This window comes from Lacrimispora amygdalina (assembly GCF_003432035.1).
Taxonomy (GTDB): Bacteria; Bacillota; Clostridia; order Lachnospirales; family Lachnospiraceae; genus Lacrimispora; species Lacrimispora amygdalina.
The window spans coordinates 49,301-66,600 of the sequence record NZ_QOHO01000032.1 but is presented as its reverse complement, the minus strand read 5'-3'; the positions used below and the strand labels follow the sequence as shown (position 1 = coordinate 66,600).

29 protein-coding genes are annotated in these 17,300 nt (G+C 42.3%); all 29 read left to right on the top strand.

Annotation, left to right across the window (positions count from 1 at the left end; all coding sequences use genetic code 11):
- Positions 1–5 precede the first annotated feature (5 nt).
- The 29 genes from rpsC to DS742_RS12230 all read left to right on the top strand — a co-directional run bounded on the left by rpsC (position 6) and on the right by DS742_RS12230 (position 17,287).
- Positions 6–662, top strand: coding sequence for a 30S ribosomal protein S3 (gene rpsC, locus DS742_RS12370; protein ID WP_104439454.1), 657 nt, complete (start codon positions 6–8; stop codon positions 660–662).
- Positions 662–1,087: a 50S ribosomal protein L16 gene (rplP, locus tag DS742_RS12365; protein ID WP_104439453.1), complete on the top strand. Its 426-nt coding sequence runs from the start codon at positions 662–664 to the stop codon at positions 1,085–1,087. Before rpsC ends, rplP begins: the two co-directional genes overlap by 1 nt.
- Before the next feature lie 2 nt (positions 1,088–1,089).
- Positions 1,090–1,296 carry a 50S ribosomal protein L29 gene (rpmC, locus tag DS742_RS12360; protein WP_097002715.1) on the top strand — a complete coding sequence of 69 codons (207 nt, stop codon included), beginning with the start codon at positions 1,090–1,092 and terminating at the stop codon, positions 1,294–1,296.
- A 96-nt stretch (positions 1,297–1,392) separates the two neighbouring features.
- Positions 1,393–1,647 carry a 30S ribosomal protein S17 gene (rpsQ, locus tag DS742_RS12355; RefSeq protein ID WP_104439452.1) on the top strand — a complete coding sequence of 85 codons (255 nt, stop codon included), beginning with the start codon at positions 1,393–1,395 and terminating at the stop codon, positions 1,645–1,647.
- 26 nt (positions 1,648–1,673) lie between these two features.
- A complete protein-coding gene (gene rplN, locus DS742_RS12350; RefSeq protein ID WP_104439451.1) occupies positions 1,674–2,042 on the top strand; it encodes a 50S ribosomal protein L14 in 369 nt (122 codons plus the stop codon).
- 14 nt (positions 2,043–2,056) lie between these two features.
- Positions 2,057–2,362 carry a 50S ribosomal protein L24 gene (rplX, locus tag DS742_RS12345; RefSeq protein WP_104439450.1) on the top strand — a complete coding sequence of 102 codons (306 nt, stop codon included), beginning with the start codon at positions 2,057–2,059 and terminating at the stop codon, positions 2,360–2,362.
- A gap of 21 nt (positions 2,363–2,383) precedes the next feature.
- Positions 2,384–2,923 (top strand): 50S ribosomal protein L5, encoded by a 540-nt coding sequence (gene rplE, locus DS742_RS12340; protein WP_117417306.1) that lies wholly within the window; start codon positions 2,384–2,386, stop codon positions 2,921–2,923.
- 16 nt (positions 2,924–2,939) lie between these two features.
- Positions 2,940–3,125 (top strand): type Z 30S ribosomal protein S14, encoded by a 186-nt coding sequence (locus tag DS742_RS12335; protein WP_002566501.1) that lies wholly within the window; start codon positions 2,940–2,942, stop codon positions 3,123–3,125.
- Positions 3,126–3,149: 24 nt separating this feature from the next.
- Positions 3,150–3,551, top strand: coding sequence for a 30S ribosomal protein S8 (rpsH, locus tag DS742_RS12330; RefSeq protein ID WP_117417305.1), 402 nt, complete (start codon positions 3,150–3,152; stop codon positions 3,549–3,551).
- 167 nt (positions 3,552–3,718) lie between these two features.
- Positions 3,719–4,261, top strand: coding sequence for a 50S ribosomal protein L6 (gene rplF, locus DS742_RS12325; protein ID WP_117417304.1), 543 nt, complete (start codon positions 3,719–3,721; stop codon positions 4,259–4,261).
- A 17-nt stretch (positions 4,262–4,278) separates the two neighbouring features.
- Complete coding sequence (rplR, locus tag DS742_RS12320) at positions 4,279–4,647, top strand: 50S ribosomal protein L18 (RefSeq protein ID WP_097002531.1); 369 nt, start codon at positions 4,279–4,281, stop codon at positions 4,645–4,647.
- A gap of 18 nt (positions 4,648–4,665) precedes the next feature.
- Positions 4,666–5,175, top strand: coding sequence for a 30S ribosomal protein S5 (gene rpsE, locus DS742_RS12315; protein WP_117417303.1), 510 nt, complete (start codon positions 4,666–4,668; stop codon positions 5,173–5,175).
- 13 nt (positions 5,176–5,188) lie between these two features.
- Positions 5,189–5,371 (top strand): 50S ribosomal protein L30, encoded by a 183-nt coding sequence (gene rpmD / locus DS742_RS12310; RefSeq protein ID WP_097002529.1) that lies wholly within the window; start codon positions 5,189–5,191, stop codon positions 5,369–5,371.
- Positions 5,372–5,397: 26 nt separating this feature from the next.
- Positions 5,398–5,838 carry a 50S ribosomal protein L15 gene (gene rplO / locus DS742_RS12305; RefSeq protein ID WP_104439443.1) on the top strand — a complete coding sequence of 147 codons (441 nt, stop codon included), beginning with the start codon at positions 5,398–5,400 and terminating at the stop codon, positions 5,836–5,838.
- A 1-nt stretch (position 5,839) separates the two neighbouring features.
- Complete coding sequence (gene secY / locus DS742_RS12300) at positions 5,840–7,162, top strand: preprotein translocase subunit SecY (RefSeq protein ID WP_117417302.1); 1,323 nt, start codon at positions 5,840–5,842, stop codon at positions 7,160–7,162.
- Positions 7,163–7,246: 84 nt separating this feature from the next.
- Positions 7,247–7,891, top strand: coding sequence for an adenylate kinase (locus tag DS742_RS12295; protein WP_117417301.1), 645 nt, complete (start codon positions 7,247–7,249; stop codon positions 7,889–7,891).
- Positions 7,892–7,894: 3 nt separating this feature from the next.
- A complete protein-coding gene (gene map, locus DS742_RS12290) occupies positions 7,895–8,665 on the top strand; it encodes a type I methionyl aminopeptidase (protein ID WP_117417300.1) in 771 nt (256 codons plus the stop codon).
- A gap of 4 nt (positions 8,666–8,669) precedes the next feature.
- Positions 8,670–8,951 carry a KOW domain-containing RNA-binding protein gene (locus DS742_RS12285; RefSeq protein ID WP_117417299.1) on the top strand — a complete coding sequence of 94 codons (282 nt, stop codon included), beginning with the start codon at positions 8,670–8,672 and terminating at the stop codon, positions 8,949–8,951.
- Between the two features lie 5 nt (positions 8,952–8,956).
- A complete protein-coding gene (gene infA / locus DS742_RS12280) occupies positions 8,957–9,175 on the top strand; it encodes a translation initiation factor IF-1 (protein ID WP_013274317.1) in 219 nt (72 codons plus the stop codon).
- A gap of 345 nt (positions 9,176–9,520) precedes the next feature.
- Positions 9,521–9,634 (top strand): 50S ribosomal protein L36, encoded by a 114-nt coding sequence (rpmJ, locus tag DS742_RS12275; protein WP_003497809.1) that lies wholly within the window; start codon positions 9,521–9,523, stop codon positions 9,632–9,634.
- Between the two features lie 27 nt (positions 9,635–9,661).
- Entirely contained in the window at positions 9,662–10,030 is a 369-nt protein-coding gene (gene rpsM, locus DS742_RS12270) for a 30S ribosomal protein S13 (protein ID WP_104439438.1), read from the top strand.
- A gap of 130 nt (positions 10,031–10,160) precedes the next feature.
- On the top strand, positions 10,161–10,562 hold the full coding sequence (gene rpsK, locus DS742_RS12265; RefSeq protein ID WP_006771855.1) for a 30S ribosomal protein S11: 402 nt from the start codon (positions 10,161–10,163) through the stop codon (positions 10,560–10,562).
- Between the two features lie 16 nt (positions 10,563–10,578).
- Positions 10,579–11,172, top strand: a complete 594-nt coding sequence (gene rpsD / locus DS742_RS12260; RefSeq protein ID WP_117417298.1) for a 30S ribosomal protein S4 — start codon at positions 10,579–10,581, stop codon at positions 11,170–11,172.
- 108 nt (positions 11,173–11,280) lie between these two features.
- Positions 11,281–12,249, top strand: coding sequence for a DNA-directed RNA polymerase subunit alpha (locus DS742_RS12255; protein WP_097002521.1), 969 nt, complete (start codon positions 11,281–11,283; stop codon positions 12,247–12,249).
- A 97-nt stretch (positions 12,250–12,346) separates the two neighbouring features.
- Positions 12,347–12,883 (top strand): bL17 family ribosomal protein, encoded by a 537-nt coding sequence (locus DS742_RS12250; RefSeq protein WP_117417297.1) that lies wholly within the window; start codon positions 12,347–12,349, stop codon positions 12,881–12,883.
- A gap of 193 nt (positions 12,884–13,076) precedes the next feature.
- A complete protein-coding gene (locus tag DS742_RS12245; RefSeq protein ID WP_117417296.1) occupies positions 13,077–14,306 on the top strand; it encodes a PspC-like choline-binding domain-containing protein in 1,230 nt (409 codons plus the stop codon).
- Positions 14,307–14,328: 22 nt separating this feature from the next.
- On the top strand, positions 14,329–15,351 hold the full coding sequence (locus DS742_RS12240; protein WP_117417295.1) for an N-acetylmuramoyl-L-alanine amidase family protein: 1,023 nt from the start codon (positions 14,329–14,331) through the stop codon (positions 15,349–15,351).
- Between the two features lie 192 nt (positions 15,352–15,543).
- Entirely contained in the window at positions 15,544–16,449 is a 906-nt protein-coding gene (locus tag DS742_RS12235; protein WP_117417294.1) for an energy-coupling factor transporter ATPase, read from the top strand.
- A complete protein-coding gene (locus tag DS742_RS12230) occupies positions 16,439–17,287 on the top strand; it encodes an energy-coupling factor transporter ATPase (RefSeq protein WP_117417293.1) in 849 nt (282 codons plus the stop codon). Before DS742_RS12235 ends, DS742_RS12230 begins: the two co-directional genes overlap by 11 nt.
- Positions 17,288–17,300 lie beyond the last annotated feature (13 nt).

Below are 17,300 nucleotides of genomic sequence, written 5' to 3'. Positions count from 1 at the left end.
AAATAATGGGACAGAAAGTTAATCCACACGGCTTAAGAGTCGGTGTTATTAAAGACTGGGACTCAAAATGGTATGCTGAAGCTGATTTCGCAGACAACTTAGTAGAAGACTATGCGATCAGAAAATTCCTGAAGAAGAAATTATACAGCGCCGGCATTTCTAATATTGAAATTGAACGTGCATCTGACCGCGTTAAAGTTGTTATTCACACAGCAAAACCTGGTGTAGTAATCGGTAAGGGTGGAGCTGAGATTGAAAAAATCAAAGCAGAAGTTCAGAAGCTTACAGATAAAAAATTATTTGTTGATATCAAAGAAATCAAAAGACCGGACAAAGACGCTCAGTTAGTTGCTGAGTCCATCGCACAGCAGTTAGAGAATCGTGTATCCTTCCGTCGTGCTATGAAGTCTACCATGGGACGTTCCATGAAGTCAGGTATCAAAGGAATCAAGACTGCAGTTGCAGGACGTCTTGGCGGCGCTGATATGGCTCGTACTGAGTTCTACAGCGAAGGAACCATTCCGTTACAGACACTCAGAGCAGATATTGACTATGGTTTCGCAGAGGCAGATACTACCTTCGGTAAGATCGGTGTGAAGGTATGGATCTACAATGGCGAAGTACTTCCAACTAAAGGAAAAAAGGAAGGGAGCGATAAATAATGTTAATGCCTAAGAGAGTTAAGCGTCGTAAACAGTTCCGTGGAAGCATGGCTGGTAAAGCTTTAAGAGGCAATACAATCAGCAGTGGTGAGTTCGGTTTAGTCGCTTTAGACCCATGTTGGATCAAATCAAATCAGATCGAGGCAGCCCGTGTTGCCATGACCCGTTATATTAAGCGTGGCGGTAAAGTCTGGATCAAGATTTTCCCGGATAAGCCTGTAACAGCAAAGCCAGCAGAAACCCGAATGGGTTCCGGTAAGGGCGCTCTGGAATACTGGGTAGCAGTAGTAAAACCAGGTCGTGTATTATTCGAAATCGCTGGAGTACCTGAAGAAACAGCACGTGAAGCTTTACGTCTTGCTATGCACAAGTTACCATGCAGATGTAAAATTGCTGCTAAAGCAGATTTAGAAGGCGGTGAATGACAGTGAAAATGAATAAATATGTTGAAGAATTAAAAGGAAAATCAGTTGCCGAGCTGAATGTAGAATTAGTAGCTGCAAAGAAAGAACTTTTCAACTTAAGATTCCAGAATGCAACCAACCAGCTTGATAATACAAGCCGTATCAAAGAGGTTCGCAAAAACATTGCCAGAATTCAGACTGTTATAACTGAGAAGGCTAAATTAGCTTAAGTTGCAGCTTATTAAAAAAGCATGACACACACGAGTGTGTGTTAACTTATAGATTGGGGCCATGAAAGGCCAAAACTCGAAAGGAGAATACAGAACGTGGAAAGAAATCTTAGAAAAACCCGTACTGGTAAGGTTGTTAGCAACAAGATGGATAAGACCATTGTTGTAGCGATTGAAGACCATGTAGAACATCCTTTATACGGCAAGATCGTAAAAAGAACGTATAAATTAAAAGCACATGATGAGAAGAATGACTGCAACATGGGCGATACAGTAAAAGTTATGGAAACAAGACCGCTGTCCAAAGACAAGAGATGGAGACTTGTGGAAATTATCGAAAGAGCGAAATAATTTATTTCCAGGAAGGAGTAACAGGCATGATTCAGCAGGAAACCAGATTAAGGGTTGCCGACAATACCGGTGCAAAAGAACTTCTTTGTATCCGTGTTATGGGCGGATCTACAAGAAGATATGCTAATATTGGTGATGTTATCGTTGCCAGCGTAAAAGATGCAACACCTGGCGGTGTTGTGAAGAAAGGCGACGTTGTGAAAGCCGTTGTTGTACGTTCTGTAAAGGGCGCACGCCGTAAAGACGGATCATATATCAAGTTCGATGAGAATGCTGCCGTAATTATCAAAGATGACAAGACTCCAAAAGGAACACGTATCTTTGGACCGGTTGCCAGAGAGTTAAGAGAGAAACAGTTCATGAAAATTGTTTCCTTAGCTCCAGAAGTATTATAAGGAGGTGTCGGACTGTGCATAAAATTAAAAGAGATGACCTTGTGAAGGTTATCGCAGGAAAAGATAGAGACAAACAGGGTAAAGTTCTTCATGTAGATACGAAGAATAACAGAGTGGTAGTAGAAGGCGTTAACATGATTACAAAGCATGTGAAACCAGGCGCTGGAAACCCACAGGGCGGTATCGTACAGAAAGAAGCTGCACTTGATATCTCCAATGTAATGCTTGTTGTTGACGGAAAAGCAACCAGAGTCGGCTTTGAAGTAAAAGACGGCAAAAAAGTCCGTGTTGCGAAAGCAACCGGAAAAGTAATTGATTAATTCGGAGAGGAGGAATAAAAATTGGCTAGATTAAAAGATACGTACCAGTCAGAGATCGTAGAAGCTATGATCAAGAAATTTGGATATAAGAACATCATGGAAGTACCGAAGTTAGATAAGATTGTCATCAATATGGGTATTGGTGAAGCAAAGGAAAATGCCAAGATTTTAGACTCTGCAGTAAGAGATTTAGAAATCATCTCCGGTCAGAAGGCAGTTTTAACAAAAGCTAAAAAGTCAGTTGCTAACTTTAAACTTAGAGAAGGTATGCCAATCGGATGTAAAGTTACCTTACGCGGACAGAGAATGTATGAGTTTGCTGATCGTCTGATCAACCTTGCACTTCCACGTGTACGTGACTTTAGAGGTGTAAATCCTAACGCATTTGATGGCAGAGGAAACTATGCACTTGGTATCAAAGAGCAGCTTATTTTCCCTGAAATTGAATACGATAAAGTTGACAAGGTAAGAGGTATGGACATTATATTTGTTACTACCGCTAAGACAGACGAAGAAGCCCGTGAACTTTTGACATTATTCAACATGCCATTTGCAAAATAGTAGGAGGAATTAATCCATGGCTAAGACTTCAATGAAGATCAAACAGCAGAGACCTGCTAAATTCTCCACAAGAGAATACAATCGTTGCAGAATCTGCGGTCGTCCGCATGCTTATTTAAGAAAATACGGAATCTGCAGAATCTGCTTCCGTGAATTAGCATATAAGGGTCAGATCCCAGGCGTTAAAAAAGCAAGCTGGTAAAATAAGGAAGGAGGCAATTTCAAAATGACAATGAGCGATCCAATCGCAGATATGCTTACAAGAATCCGTAATGCAAATACTGCAAAACATGATACAGTAGATGTACCTTCATCCAAGATGAAATTAGCTATTGCTGATATCCTTGTGAAAGAGGGATACATTAAGAAATATGATATCGTAGAAGACGGTGCGTTCCAGACAATCCGGATCACATTAAAATACGGTAAAGATAAAAACGAAAAAATCATCACAGGTATCAAGAGAATTTCCAAACCTGGCTTACGTGTATATGCAAGCAAGGAAGAAATGCCAAGAGTACTGGGCGGTCTTGGAACTGCAATCATTTCCACAAACCAGGGCGTAATTACCGATAAGGAAGCACGCACTCAGGGCGTTGGCGGAGAAGTACTTGCGTTCGTTTGGTAACTAACAAAGAGGAAACTCCATCGTCACTAAGCTCGTGGAAAACCTCGCTGAGTGTCGAGGAGTGCTTTCGCACGTAAGCGTCTAAAGAACAGACGCTAAGTGCTCAATGCATCTGAAAACAGAGGGAACGCACAGATTCCCTCCGAAAATTTAAGGAGGTAAACGGCATGTCACGTATAGGAAGAATGCCTATCGCGATTCCAGCAGGCGTAACTGTTGAAATTGCAGAAAATAATAAAGTGACTGTAAAAGGTCCTAAGGGAACTCTTGAGAGAGTATTACCCACAGAGATGACAATCAAAGAAGAAGATGGTCATATCGTTGTAACAAGACCAAACGATTTAAAGAAGATGAAATCTTTACACGGTCTTACAAGAACCTTAATCAACAACATGATCGTTGGTGTTACTGCAGGATATGAGAAAAAGCTTGAGATTAACGGTGTTGGTTACAGAGCTCAGAAGCAGGGCAAGAAGCTTGTTCTTTCCCTTGGCTATTCTCATCCGGTAGAAATGGAAGATCCGGAAGGTATTGAGTCTACCATGGAAGGTCAGAACATCATCTTCGTAAAAGGTATTGATAAAGAAAAAGTTGGCCAGTACGCTGCTGAAATCAGAGATAAGAGAAGACCTGAGCCGTATAAGGGCAAAGGTATCAAGTATGCTGATGAAGTGATCAGACGTAAAGTTGGTAAGACTGGTAAGAAATAATTAAGGAGAGTGTAAAGATGGTTAGCAAACAGTCAAAAAGCGAAATCCGCGTTAAGAAGCACAACAGATTACGTAATCGTCTTGCAGGTACTGCAGAGAGACCACGTTTAGCTGTGTTTAGAAGTAATAATCATATGTATGCTCAAATTATTGACGATACAGTTGGTAAGACTTTAGTTGCCGCTTCTTCAGTAGAAAAAGAAGTAAAGGCAGAATTAGAGAAAACTAACAACGTTGATGCTGCAGCATATGTAGGTACCGTAGTTGCCAAGAGAGCAATGGAAAAAGGTATTAAAGAAGTTGTCTTTGACAGAGGCGGATTTATATATCAGGGTAAGATTCAGGCATTAGCAGACGCAGCCAGAGAAGCTGGTCTGGAATTCTAGTAGAGAGGAGAACACAGCGTGAAACATACAATTATTGATGCAAATCAGTTAGAATTAAACGACAAGGTGGTTGCTATCAAACGTGTATCTAAAACCGTTAAGGGTGGACGTACCATGAGATTCTCTGCTTTAGTAGTCGTAGGCGATGGCAACGGCCATGTTGGTGCTGGTCTTGGCAAAGCCGGAGAAGTTCCAGAAGCAATCCGTAAAGGAAAAGAGGCTGCTGTTAAGAATATGGTTACTGTTCCGATCGATGAGAACAACAGTATCCCTCATGATCTGGTTGGAAACTTTGGAAGTGCTTCCGTACTTCTTAAGAGAGCTACCGAAGGTACAGGAGTTATCGCGGGAGGTCCTGCCCGTGCAGTTGTAGAGCTTGCAGGTATTAAGAATATCCGTACAAAATCCTTAGGTTCCAATAATAAAACGAATGTAGTATTAGCTACAATCGAAGGATTAACTCAGTTAAAGACTCCTGAGGAAGTTGCAAGACTTCGCGGCAAATCTGTTGAAGAGATTTTAGGCTAAGGAGGATAAGAAGATGGCAGATAAATTAAAAATCACATTGGTGAAATCCCCGATCGGCGCTATACCGAAGCAGAAAGCAACCGTTTTAGCATTAGGCTTAAAGAAGCTTCACAAAACAGTTGAGATGCCGGACAATGGTGCAGTCAGAGGTATGATCGCCAACGTGCGTCATTTAGTAAAAGTTGAAGAGATTTAAGAGAAAACAGTAAGGAGGTGCAAGCGATGGATTTATCAAATTTACAGCCTGCGTTAGGTTCCAAACACAGCGATAACTTCAGAAGAGGCCGCGGTCACGGTTCAGGTAACGGTAAGACAGCAGGTAAAGGTCATAAAGGACAGAAGGCTCGTTCCGGAGCTACCAGACCAGGTTTCGAAGGTGGTCAGATGCCTTTATACAGACGTATTCCGAAGAGAGGCTTTAAAAATAGAAATACAAAAGAAATCATTGGCATTAATGTAGGCGCTTTAGAAGCATTCGACAACGGTACAGTAGTGACTGTTGAGACTTTATTAGAGAGCGGTATTGTTAAGAATCCGCGTGATGGAGTTAAGATCCTTGGAAATGGAGAATTAACCAAAAAGCTTACAGTAAAGGTAGGTGCTTTCAGCGAAGGCGCAAAAACCAAAATCGAGGCTTTAGGTGGAACCTGCGAGGTGATCTAATATGTTAAAAACACTCCGTAATGCATTCAAGATCAAGGACGTAAGAAAGAAACTCATCTATACGTTCCTGATGCTGGTGGTTACCAGAATTGGCTCACAGCTGCCGATTCCAGGAGTTGAAACAAGCTTTTTCAAAGATTTTTTTGCTCAGAATAATAACGATGCGTTCGGATTTTTTAACGCAGTGACAGGAAGTTCCTTTACCAACATGTCCGTATTTGCACTGAGCATTACCCCCTACATCACATCTTCCATTATCATGCAGCTCCTTACCATTGCAATTCCCAAACTTGAGGAAATGCAGCAGGACGGTGAAGATGGAAGAAAGAAGATTGCAGAATACACCCGCTACGTAACAGTAGCTCTGGCTTTAATCGAGTCCGTCGCTATGGCGATTGGATTCGGAGGCCAGGGTCTGTTAAAAGAATATAATGTATTAAGCGTTATCATTGCAGTAGTTACCATGACGGCAGGTAGTGCGCTCCTTATGTGGATCGGCGAGCGGATTACGGAAAACGGTGTGGGTAATGGTATTTCCATTGTCCTTTTGTTTAACATCATTTCCAGCTTCCCTTCCGATGCATCTACACTTTATACCAGATTTATGTCTGGTAAATCTGTTGCAGTAGCTGCTGTTGCAGCGATCATTATCATTGCAGTGATTATCGCAATCGTTGTATTTGTTATCATCCTTCAGGATGGTGAAAGAAGAATTCCCGTGCAGTACTCCAAAAAAATGCAGGGACGCAAGATGGTAGGCGGACAAGCTACCAACATTCCGCTGAAGGTAAATACCGCCGGTGTTATCCCGGTTATTTTCGCTTCTTCCATCATGTCGTTCCCGGTAGTGATATCCCAGTTTTTAGGAACCAGGATCAACCGTGATGGCATTGCAGGACATATTTTAAACGCACTCAGTTCTTCCAACTGGTTTAAGCCGGAAAGACCGTTGGATTCCATTGGTCTTGTGGTTTATATCGCGCTTATCATCGTATTTGCATATTTCTATACTTCAATTACATTTAATCCCCTTGAAGTAGCAAATAATATGAAGAAGTCCGGTGGTTTTATCCCGGGTATCCGCCCAGGTAAGCCAACCAGTGATTACCTTAATTCAATTTTAAACTATATCGTATTTATAGGAGCATGCGGTCTGACTATCGTCTGTATCATTCCGATTATGGTTTCCGGTTTATTCAGTGTAAGCCGTCTTTCCTTCGGCGGTACATCCCTGATTATTATTGTCAGCGTTGTGCTGGAGACATTAAAGACGATTGAGTCCCAGATGCTTGTGCGTTACTATAAAGGATTTTTAAACGATTAGAAAGCAGACCAAGGGAGGCACGCCGCGGCGTGTTTTTCCTTGGGATTTGTGCTATTTAACCTTACATTAATGGAGGGACTGTTGATGAAAATCATCATGTTAGGTGCCCCTGGTGCCGGCAAAGGTACCCAGGCTAAAAAAATTGCTGAGAAATATCAGATTCCTCATGTTTCAACCGGAGATATATTCCGTTCCAACATAAAAGAAGGAACGCAGCTGGGAAGAAAAGCAAAGGAATATATGGATCAGGGAGCTCTTGTACCAGATGAACTTACCATCGGTATGCTGATGGACCGTATACAGCAGGAAGACTGCAAAAACGGTTACGTACTGGACGGATTTCCAAGAACCATTCCCCAGGCAGAAAGCCTTCAGAAAGCCATTACTGAAATGGGACAGAAGATAGACTTTGCGATAAACGTTGACGTTCCTGACGAGAATATTATCAACAGAATGTCAGGAAGACGTGCCTGTATATCCTGCGGAGCTACATATCACATTGTATATAATCCAAGCAAGATTTCCGGAATGTGCGATGTCTGTGGTTCAGAACTTGTCTTAAGAGATGATGATAAGCCGGAGACTGTAAAAAAACGTCTGGCGGTTTACCATGATCAGACCAGACCATTGATTGATTATTATAAAGAAGCCGGCGTGCTGGTGAATGTTGACGGGACACAGGAATTAAACAAAGTGTTCTCCGATATCACTGACATCCTAGGAGCATAGTTTATGTCAGTTACGATTAAATCTGCAAGAGAAATAGAACTTATGAGAGAGGCTGGAAGAATTCTTTGCATCACTCATGAAGAACTGAAGAAGGCCTTGAAGCCAGGAATGACAACCTGGGATATTGACCATCTGGGTGAAGAGATCATAAGAAGCTATGGCTGTACGCCTTCTTTCTTAAATTATAACGGATATCCTGCTTCCATCTGCGTATCAGTCAATGATGAGGTGGTTCACGGTATTCCGGATAAGAAGCGCGTACTGAGAGAAGGAGATATTGTGAGCCTTGATGCAGGAGTGATTTATAAAGGCTATCATTCTGACGCAGCAAGAACTTACGGGATCGGAGAGATCACTCCTGAAGCGGGACAACTCATGGAAGTGACAAAACAATGTTTCTTCGAAGGGATTAAATATGCAAAATCTGGCAATCATTTAGGTGAAATATCTGCGGCAATCCAGAAATATGCAGAAAAGTTCGGGTATGGAGTTGTCCGGGATTTAGTAGGCCACGGAATCGGTACTCATCTGCATGAAGATCCTGAAATACCGAATTTTTCCACAAGAAGACGGGGAATTAAGTTAAGACCTGGCATGACACTGGCCATCGAACCCATGATAAACCAGGGGACACTGGAAGTGGTCTGGCTTGATGATGACTGGACCGTTGTAACAGAGGACGGAAAACTTTCCGCTCATTATGAGAATACGGTTCTGATCACAGAAGGTGAGCCGGAGATATTAAGTCTGGTTTCCGCTGTCTGCGGGGAATAGGCCGATGAATGAATACGCCGGTTTATTCGTAAAATCCACGGCAGGACACGACAAGGGAGAATATTTCTTCATATTGCGTGAGGAAGGCGAATATATATATCTGGTGGACGGAAAAATAAGACGTCTTGACTGCCCCAAGAAAAAAAAGAAAAAGCATGTAATCCCCCTGTTGTGGGAGAAACAGTCACCGGGAAATAAAATCCGGGAAAATAAAAATGTCACTGATGAAGAGATCAAACATTTCATCCGATGTTTCAAAAGAGAAGATCAGGTTGTTAGGAGGTAAGCTTTATGTCAAAAGCAGATGTTATTGAAATTGAAGGCACCGTTGTGGAGAAGCTTCCCAATGCCATGTTCCAGGTTGAACTGGAAAACGGGCATCAGGTATTAGCTCACATAAGCGGAAAACTTCGCATGAACTACATTCGTATTTTACCAGGTGATAAGGTGACCATTGAGATGTCCCCTTATGATTTAAGCAAGGGAAGAATCATCTGGCGAGATAAATAAAGCGTCCGGGTCCGGCGCGTTCCACATCAGGAACGCGACACACCAGGGCAAAGGGTTAATAAATATATAGGAAAAAGCGCTTGCATTTTAAAACAAACAGTGTTATAATGCTATAGCGACTTTGTTGAAATACTGGGTGTATTATGCCCATGAGGGCAGCACTGGTTTTAAGATAAAAACACACTGCGGGTATACTCAGAAAGCTCTTTTGGAAGGAGACTCCTTTGCCGCCGGATTTATATAAGAAGAAATCAGGTGCGGAGGGATTATCTTTGCACATAAGCGTCTTATGACGGACGCGAAGTGTTTCATGCGAAAGGGCGCATAACGGAAAGGAGAATTGCTGTGAAGGTTAGATCATCAGTCAAGCCGATTTGCGAAAAATGCAAAATCATCAAAAGAAAAGGCAGTATCAGAGTAATCTGTGAAAATCCTAAGCATAAGCAGAGACAAGGTTAAAATAATTAATGGAGGTGTACTACACACATGGCTCGTATTTCAGGTGTTGATTTACCAAGAGAAAAACGTGTTGAGATCGGTTTAACTTACATCTACGGTATTGGTAGAACCAGTTCAAACCGCATTCTTACAACTGCTGGCGTTAATCCTGACACTCGTGTTAAGGACTTAACCGATGACGAAGTAAAGAGAATTGCAGAAGTGATTACGGAATCTCAGACTGTAGAAGGTGATTTACGTAGAGAAATCGCTATGAACATCAAGAGACTTCAGGAAATCGGCTGCTATCGCGGAATCCGTCATAGAAAGAGTCTTCCGGTTCGTGGTCAGAAAACTAAGACTAACGCAAGAACTCGTAAGGGTCCAAGAAAGACTGTAGCAAACAAGAAAAAGTAAGATACTAAATTTAACAGCGAATCACGTTACATGTTTTAAAAACAGGAATAACAGGATTCAGATTTCGTACCCTGCGTTACGCGGCTGCGGGCAGGGCGGAGCAACTATAAAGAAAGTAGGTTAGTTTAAAATGGCTAAAAAAGTGTCCACTACTAAAAAAGTGACAAAAAAGCGCGTAAAGAAAAACGTTGAACGCGGACAAGCACATATCCAGTCATCTTTTAATAACACAATTGTGACATTAACAGATACACAGGGTAATGCATTATCCTGGGCAAGTGCTGGTGGTCTGGGATTTAGAGGTTCAAGGAAATCTACTCCATATGCAGCTCAGATGGCGGCAGAAACTGCTACTAAAGCAGCTCTTGTACATGGTTTAAAATCAGTAGACGTTATGGTTAAAGGTCCTGGTTCAGGCCGTGAAGCAGCTATTCGTGCACTTCAGGCATGCGGTTTAGAAGTAACCAGCATCAAGGATGTAACTCCTGTACCACATAACGGATGTCGTCCACCAAAACGTAGAAGAGTCTAATTAGGAGGTAATTACAGTGGCAGTTGATAGAGTTCCTGTTCTTAAAAGATGTAGATCCCTTGGTCTTGATCCAATCTATTTAGGAATAGATAAAAAATCAAAGAGAGAATTAAAAAGAGCAAACAGAAAGATGAGTGAGTACGGCATTCAGCTGAGAGAAAAGCAGAAAGCTAAATTCATCTACGGTGTGCTTGAGAAACCTTTCCGTAACTATTATGCCAAGGCTGAAAGAATGAATGGTATGGTTGGTGAAAACCTTATGATTCTTCTTGAGAGAAGACTTGACAACGTAGTATTCCGTATGGGATTCGGAAGAACAAGAAGAGAGACCAGACAGATGGTTGACCACAAGAGCATTCTTGTTAATGGCAAATGCGTAAACATTCCTTCCTTCATCGTAAAGGTTGGAGATGTGATCGAAGTAAAAGAAAAATGCAAAACCAATGCAAGATTCAAAAGTGTTCAGGAAACAACGGCTGGCCGTATGGTTCCGGCATGGCTTGATGTTGACCATGAGAATTTACGTGGTACTGTTAAAGAGTTACCAACAAGAGATGAGATTGATGTTCCAGTGAATGAAATGCTTATCGTCGAGTTGTACTCCAAATAATTGAAAGTCTGTTGATAGAAGCTGGCTTTCGCCCGGGGGCGTTATGCTTCCGGGCAAGGTTTGAGTATAAGACCCTCGATACAAAATACCCAAAAGGAGGGGCTATTAGTGTTCGATTTTGAAAAACCAAACATTGAGATTGCTGAAATCTCAGAAGACAAAAAATATGGCAAGTTTGTAGTTGAACCGCTTGAAAGAGGTTATGGCACGACTTTAGGTAATTCCTTAAGAAGAATCATGCTTTCTTCCTTACCGGGCGCTGCAGTCAGTCAGGTAAAAATCGACGGCGTTTTGCATGAATTCAGTTCTATTCCTGGAGTTAAGGAAGATGTGACTGAGATCATTATGAACATCAAGAGCTTATCTATTAAAAACAACAGCGATACCAACGAGGCAAAGGTTGCATACATTGAGTTTGAAGGCGAAGGTGTTGTAACTGCTGCTGATATCCAGGCTGATCCCGATATTGAGATCATGAACCCGGATCAGGTTATCGCTACGCTTAGCGGCGGCACAGACAGCAAGTTCTATATGGAACTTACTATTACAAAGGGCCGTGGTTATGTGAGTGCAGACAAGAATAAGAGTGAAGATTTACCGATAGGTGTGATTGCTGTTGATTCTATTTATACACCAGTAGAGCGCGTCAACATGACGGTAGAAAACACCCGAGTAGGTCAGGTTACCGATTATGATAAGCTGACATTAGATGTATTTACAAATGGAACTCTGGCACCGGATGAAGCAGTCAGTCTGGCTGCAAAGGTACTGAGTGAGCATTTGAACTTATTCATTGATTTATCTGAGAACGCCAAGACTGCAGAAGTTATGGTGGAGAAGGAAGACAATGAGAAGGAAAAAGTTCTGGAGATGAACATTGATGAACTGGAGCTTTCTGTCCGTTCTTATAATTGTCTCAAGAGAGCCGGAATCAATACGGTAGAAGAACTGTGCAACAGAACTTCTGAGGATATGATGAAGGTTCGAAACTTAGGCCGCAAGTCTTTAGAAGAAGTGCTGGCAAAGTTGAAGGAATTAGGCTTACAGCTGAATCCAAGCGATGATACCAATGCATAATTGATTCGCTTAAGCAGTTGATTTATGGAGATTAAGCACTGATACAGTAAGACCGAAGAAGCATGTATCCGTGTTCCACAAATGGAGGAATATTGAGATGGCAGGATATAGAAAACTGGGAAAAACTTCCAGTCAGAGAAAAGCGTTAATCAGAAGCCAGGTAACTGCATTAATCTATAATGGCAAGATCGTGACAACAGAAGCAAGAGCAAAAGAAATCCGCAAAGTTGCAGAAGGTCTGATCGCTCTGGCAGTTAAGGAGAAAGATAACTTCGAGACTGTTAAAGTCACAGCTAAGGTTGCACGTAAAGATAAAGACGGCAAGAGAGTAAAAGATGTTGTAAACGGCAAGAAAGTAACTGTTTATGATGAAGTGGAAAAAGAGATCAAGAAAGATCTTCCTTCCAGACTTCATGCAAGAAGACAGATGTTAAAGGTCCTTTACGATGTAACAGAAGTTCCGTCTGAAGCTGCAGGAAGAAAGAAGAATACAAAGTCTGTTGATCTTCCAAAGAAGCTGTTTGATGAGGTTGCACCAAAGTATGTATCCCGTAACGGTGGTTACACACGTATCGTTAAGATCGGCCAGCGTAAAGGTGATGCAGCGATGGAAGTAGTTCTTGAGCTTGTATAATTAATATTTAAATCCCGGTATGGAAGCGATTCCTTATCGGGTTTTTTATATCTCCCATCAGTTAAGAAACGCAAGAATAAAGAAAGAATATCGTAAGTTGACGGACAATTACTTTCAGGGCTATAATGTAAATTGTAGAATATTATGGTTCTATTGTAAAAATGCGCTAAAATAAAATCGGGAGGTATTAAGTATGAAGCGTTTAAAGAGACTGGTGACTTTCGTCTCTGCATTGGGGGTATTGACGGCAAGCATACCGTTTGCGACAATGGCAGCTACCGTAAAAACCATAACGTCTGTAACGATTAACGTAGGGTTGGAAGAGATTTCCAATGGAGACACTCTGCCTTCTGAAACTTCTTTTTCAACCACATCGGAAAGCGGCAATTATGTTTACACCAACAATAACAGATATGAAGTGTCAGACTTGGACTGGATTACATCTGACAGCAAGGAAATGAAAATTGGATCTGAACCGAAGATGAAGGTTACGCTGCATGCTACGGATGCTGATGAATATGCATTTAAAGGCGGCTATCAGTCGAGCAATATTACGATCAAGGGGGGCACCTATGTTTCCTCAAACCGTTCTGGTACAGATACATTATATGTAACATTTACCTTTAAACCGATCAAGGGAACCTATGATTCTCCGGAAGATGCTGACTGGAAGGATTCTGGTTTTGGCAATGCCAGATGGAGTGAACCAGATAACGGCTCCGGTGCTTATGATGTATATTTATACCGCGGAAGCTCCCTTATTAAGAAGGTAGAGAAACTGAAAGCAACTTCTTATAATTTTTATCCCTATATGACCAAAGCAGGCACCTACAGTTTTAAAGTACGCACAGTGCCATATAGTAGCACTGAAGATAAATACGGAAAGAACAGTGACTGGACTGAATCCGGTGAGGTATATGTACCTCAGGAAAAGGTATCAGACGGCAGCGGACAGGACAGCGGGACGGCATCCACCGGAGCAGTAGGCTGGATCAAGAATGGTAACTCCTGGAGTTACCGCTATCCAGATGGAACCTATTTAAAGAATAACTGGTCTAAAATCAATAACATATGGTATCTTTTTGATGGTAATGGAGTGATGCTGACCGGCTGGCAGCAAAAGGGTGACAAAACTTATTACTTTAACAGTGACGGAGCCATGCTTACGGGATGGTACAAATCTGATAACAAATGGTACTATTTAAATCCTTCCACTACAAACGGAGTTGAGGGTGCACTGATAACTGGCTGGATTTCCTACAACAACAAGTGGTATTATGCTGATTCCAAGGGCGTCATGCAGGAAGGCTGGAAGCAGATCGATGGCAATTGGTTCTATTTTTATCCAGGTGAGGGCTCAAAGGCTGTGAACACCAATATCAGCGGTTTTGCAATAGATGGAGAGGGAATCTGGAGAAAGTAGGGAAGAAAGGAAGTAGATATTGATGAATTGGAGAAAAGGGAAAGGAATATGGTTTCTGCTTTTATGCATGATCATGATTCTTGGAACCGGAATAACAGCATCAGCGTCAGGCAGCTTAAGGATCTACGTGGAGAATGGCAGTAAGAGTTCCTGGACGGAGGGAATTAATGTTCCCACTGTAAAAGTGAATTATTCGGAAGAAAGCCCCGACTGGAGCAAGAAAGAGGATCAATGGGAGCCTGGAAAGAAGGTAAAGGGGACCATTCGGGTATCCGGTTCTTATGAGAGATCGGATTGCACCGTGAAAGGTGCAAATCTGCTTTCTGTAAACAGTGAAGACGGGGAGACTGTCATCACCTTCTCTTATGTTCCGGTTGCAAAACTGGAATGCCCGGAAAAGGCAGGCTGGAGCGATGCTGCAAAAACCAAAGCCTCCTGGAAGAAGGTGCCGTTCGCTTCCAGATATCAGGTAGTCCTGTATCAGGAAGGCGGTATCTGGATTAAAAGCCTGACCACATCTTCCACATCAGTAGATCTTCTTCCTTATATGAGCAGTGGTTATAAATACTTCTACACAGTGAAAGCCATCTTAAAGGATTCATCGGAAGAGGATTATTTAAAAGAAGGAGATATCACTACTTCTGATGATTCTGTAGTTCAGGAACTGGGCGAGACGTTAGGTGTATGGGCAACTTACCAGGAAGGTAAGAAGTACCGCGGAGAAGACGGCAACTATGTGACTGGCGGCTGGAAGATGATCAGCGGTAAATGGTATTATTTTAAGCAGGATGGCTATGCTGTAACCGGCTGGCAGAAGGTTGATGAGAAATGGTACTATATGGACGCAGAAGCTATAATGAAGACCGGCTGGCAGGAACTCAATGGAATATGGTACTACTTTAATACCGACGGAGATATGGCGATCGGATGGATTCAGCCGACACCGGGCAAATGGTATTATCTCAACGGAGATGGAAGCCTGGCTACGAATACAACGGTAGATGGAAATTATAAGGTTAATGAATCAGGCTTATGGATACAATAAAGCAGATAGATGGTATGGATGGAAACGTCTGTACCATCTATCTGTTTTTGTAAGGAAAAACTATATTTTCACCAATTTTTGCTTTTAATCCTTCGTTTTTGCAAAAGATACATGCCGATGCTTGACTGTTATGCAATATTCAACTAAAATTATGTGGCATACGGATGTATCACTTTTAAAGAAAGGTTTACTATGGGAATAATTAAAACGTCGAAACTGATATTTGATTATATCAGAAAAGATGAAGAAGAAAATATTGAAGAAATTAAACGTGCCATTGACGGTGTGAGCCTGGATCTGGAAAAGGGACAGTTCATTGCAGTACTTGGCCATAATGGATCTGGTAAATCAACCTTTGCAAAACAGCTCAATGCCATATTGCTGCCTACGGAAGGTACGGTATGGATTCAGGATTTAGATACTTCCAGGGAAGAGAATCTCTGGGAGGTCCGCAAGAAGACAGGAATGGTTTTCCAGAATCCGGATAATCAGATCATTGGAAATATTGTAGAAGAGGATGTGGGTTTCGGACCTGAGAATCTAGGTGTGCCTACAGAGGAAATCTGGAAACGGGTGGACGAGAGTTTAAAAAGCGTTGGAATGGCTGCATACCGCTTAAAGTCCCCTAACAGGCTGTCTGGAGGGCAAAAGCAGCGGGTTGCCATAGCAGGTGTAATGGCCATGAGACCCCAGTGCATCGTGTTAGATGAACCTACCGCCATGTTAGATCCCAATGGGCGCAAAGAAGTGGTTAAAACGGTTCATGAACTGAACCGGAAAGAGGGAATCACGGTTCTGCTTATCACCCACTACATGGAAGAGGTAACAGGTTCTGACAGAGTGATCGTAATGGATGAAGGCAGGGTAGTCATGGATGGCACGCCACGTGAGATATTTTCTCAGGTTGAGAAGCTTAAATCCTACCGGCTGGATGTTCCCCAGGTCACAGAGCTTGCTTATGAGTTAAAACAAAAAGGTCTTGATCTGCCTGATGGGATATTGACACTGGATGAGCTGATGGAGAACCTTCTTCCACGGTTTGCAGAACGTTTTCCCGGAGAAGTAATTCTGGAGAACGGAGGAAGCCATGGCAATTAAAGCAGAGCATATCAATTATATCTATGGAAAAGGGACAGCCTTTGAGCAGCATGCATTAAAGGATGTGAACCTGGAGATACAGGATGGAGAATTCGTGGGGCTGATCGGTCATACCGGTTCCGGTAAGTCTACCTTAATCCAGCATTTAAACGGACTGCTCCGTGCAACAGACGGAAAGCTATATTATAATGGAAGTAATATTTATAATGACGGTTATGACCTCAGGGCTTTGAGAAGTCATGTAGGACTTGTATTTCAGTATCCTGAGCATCAGCTTTTTGAAATCGATGTATTTACCGATGTCTGTTTTGGGCCTAAAAATCAGGGACTGAACAAGGAAGAAACGGCCAAGCGGGCGAGAGAAGCGCTTACCATGGTAGGTCTTGATGAAAGTTACTATAAACGGTCTCCTTTTGAACTTTCCGGAGGTCAGAAAAGGCGTGTTGCAATTGCTGGCGTTCTCGCCATGAATCCGGATGTTCTGATTCTTGATGAGCCCACAGCGGGGCTGGACCCAAAAGGAAGAGATGAGATTCTGGATCAGATCAAGCGGCTTCATGAGGAACGGAACATGACGATTATTCTAGTCTCCCACAGCATGGAAGATGTGGCCCGGTATGTAGACCGGATTCTGGTCATGAATCATGGAGAAAAGGTGTTTGACGATACACCAAAGGAAGTGTTTCAGCATTATAAGGAACTGGAAGCAATGGGCCTGGCAGCTCCTGCGATCACCTATGTGGTTCAGACGCTGAAATCCCACGGTGTTCCCATTGATACCAGCATTACAACAATAGAAGAAGCCAGAGACGAGATTTTAAAGCTTCTGGGAAAATAGACAGGGAGATATT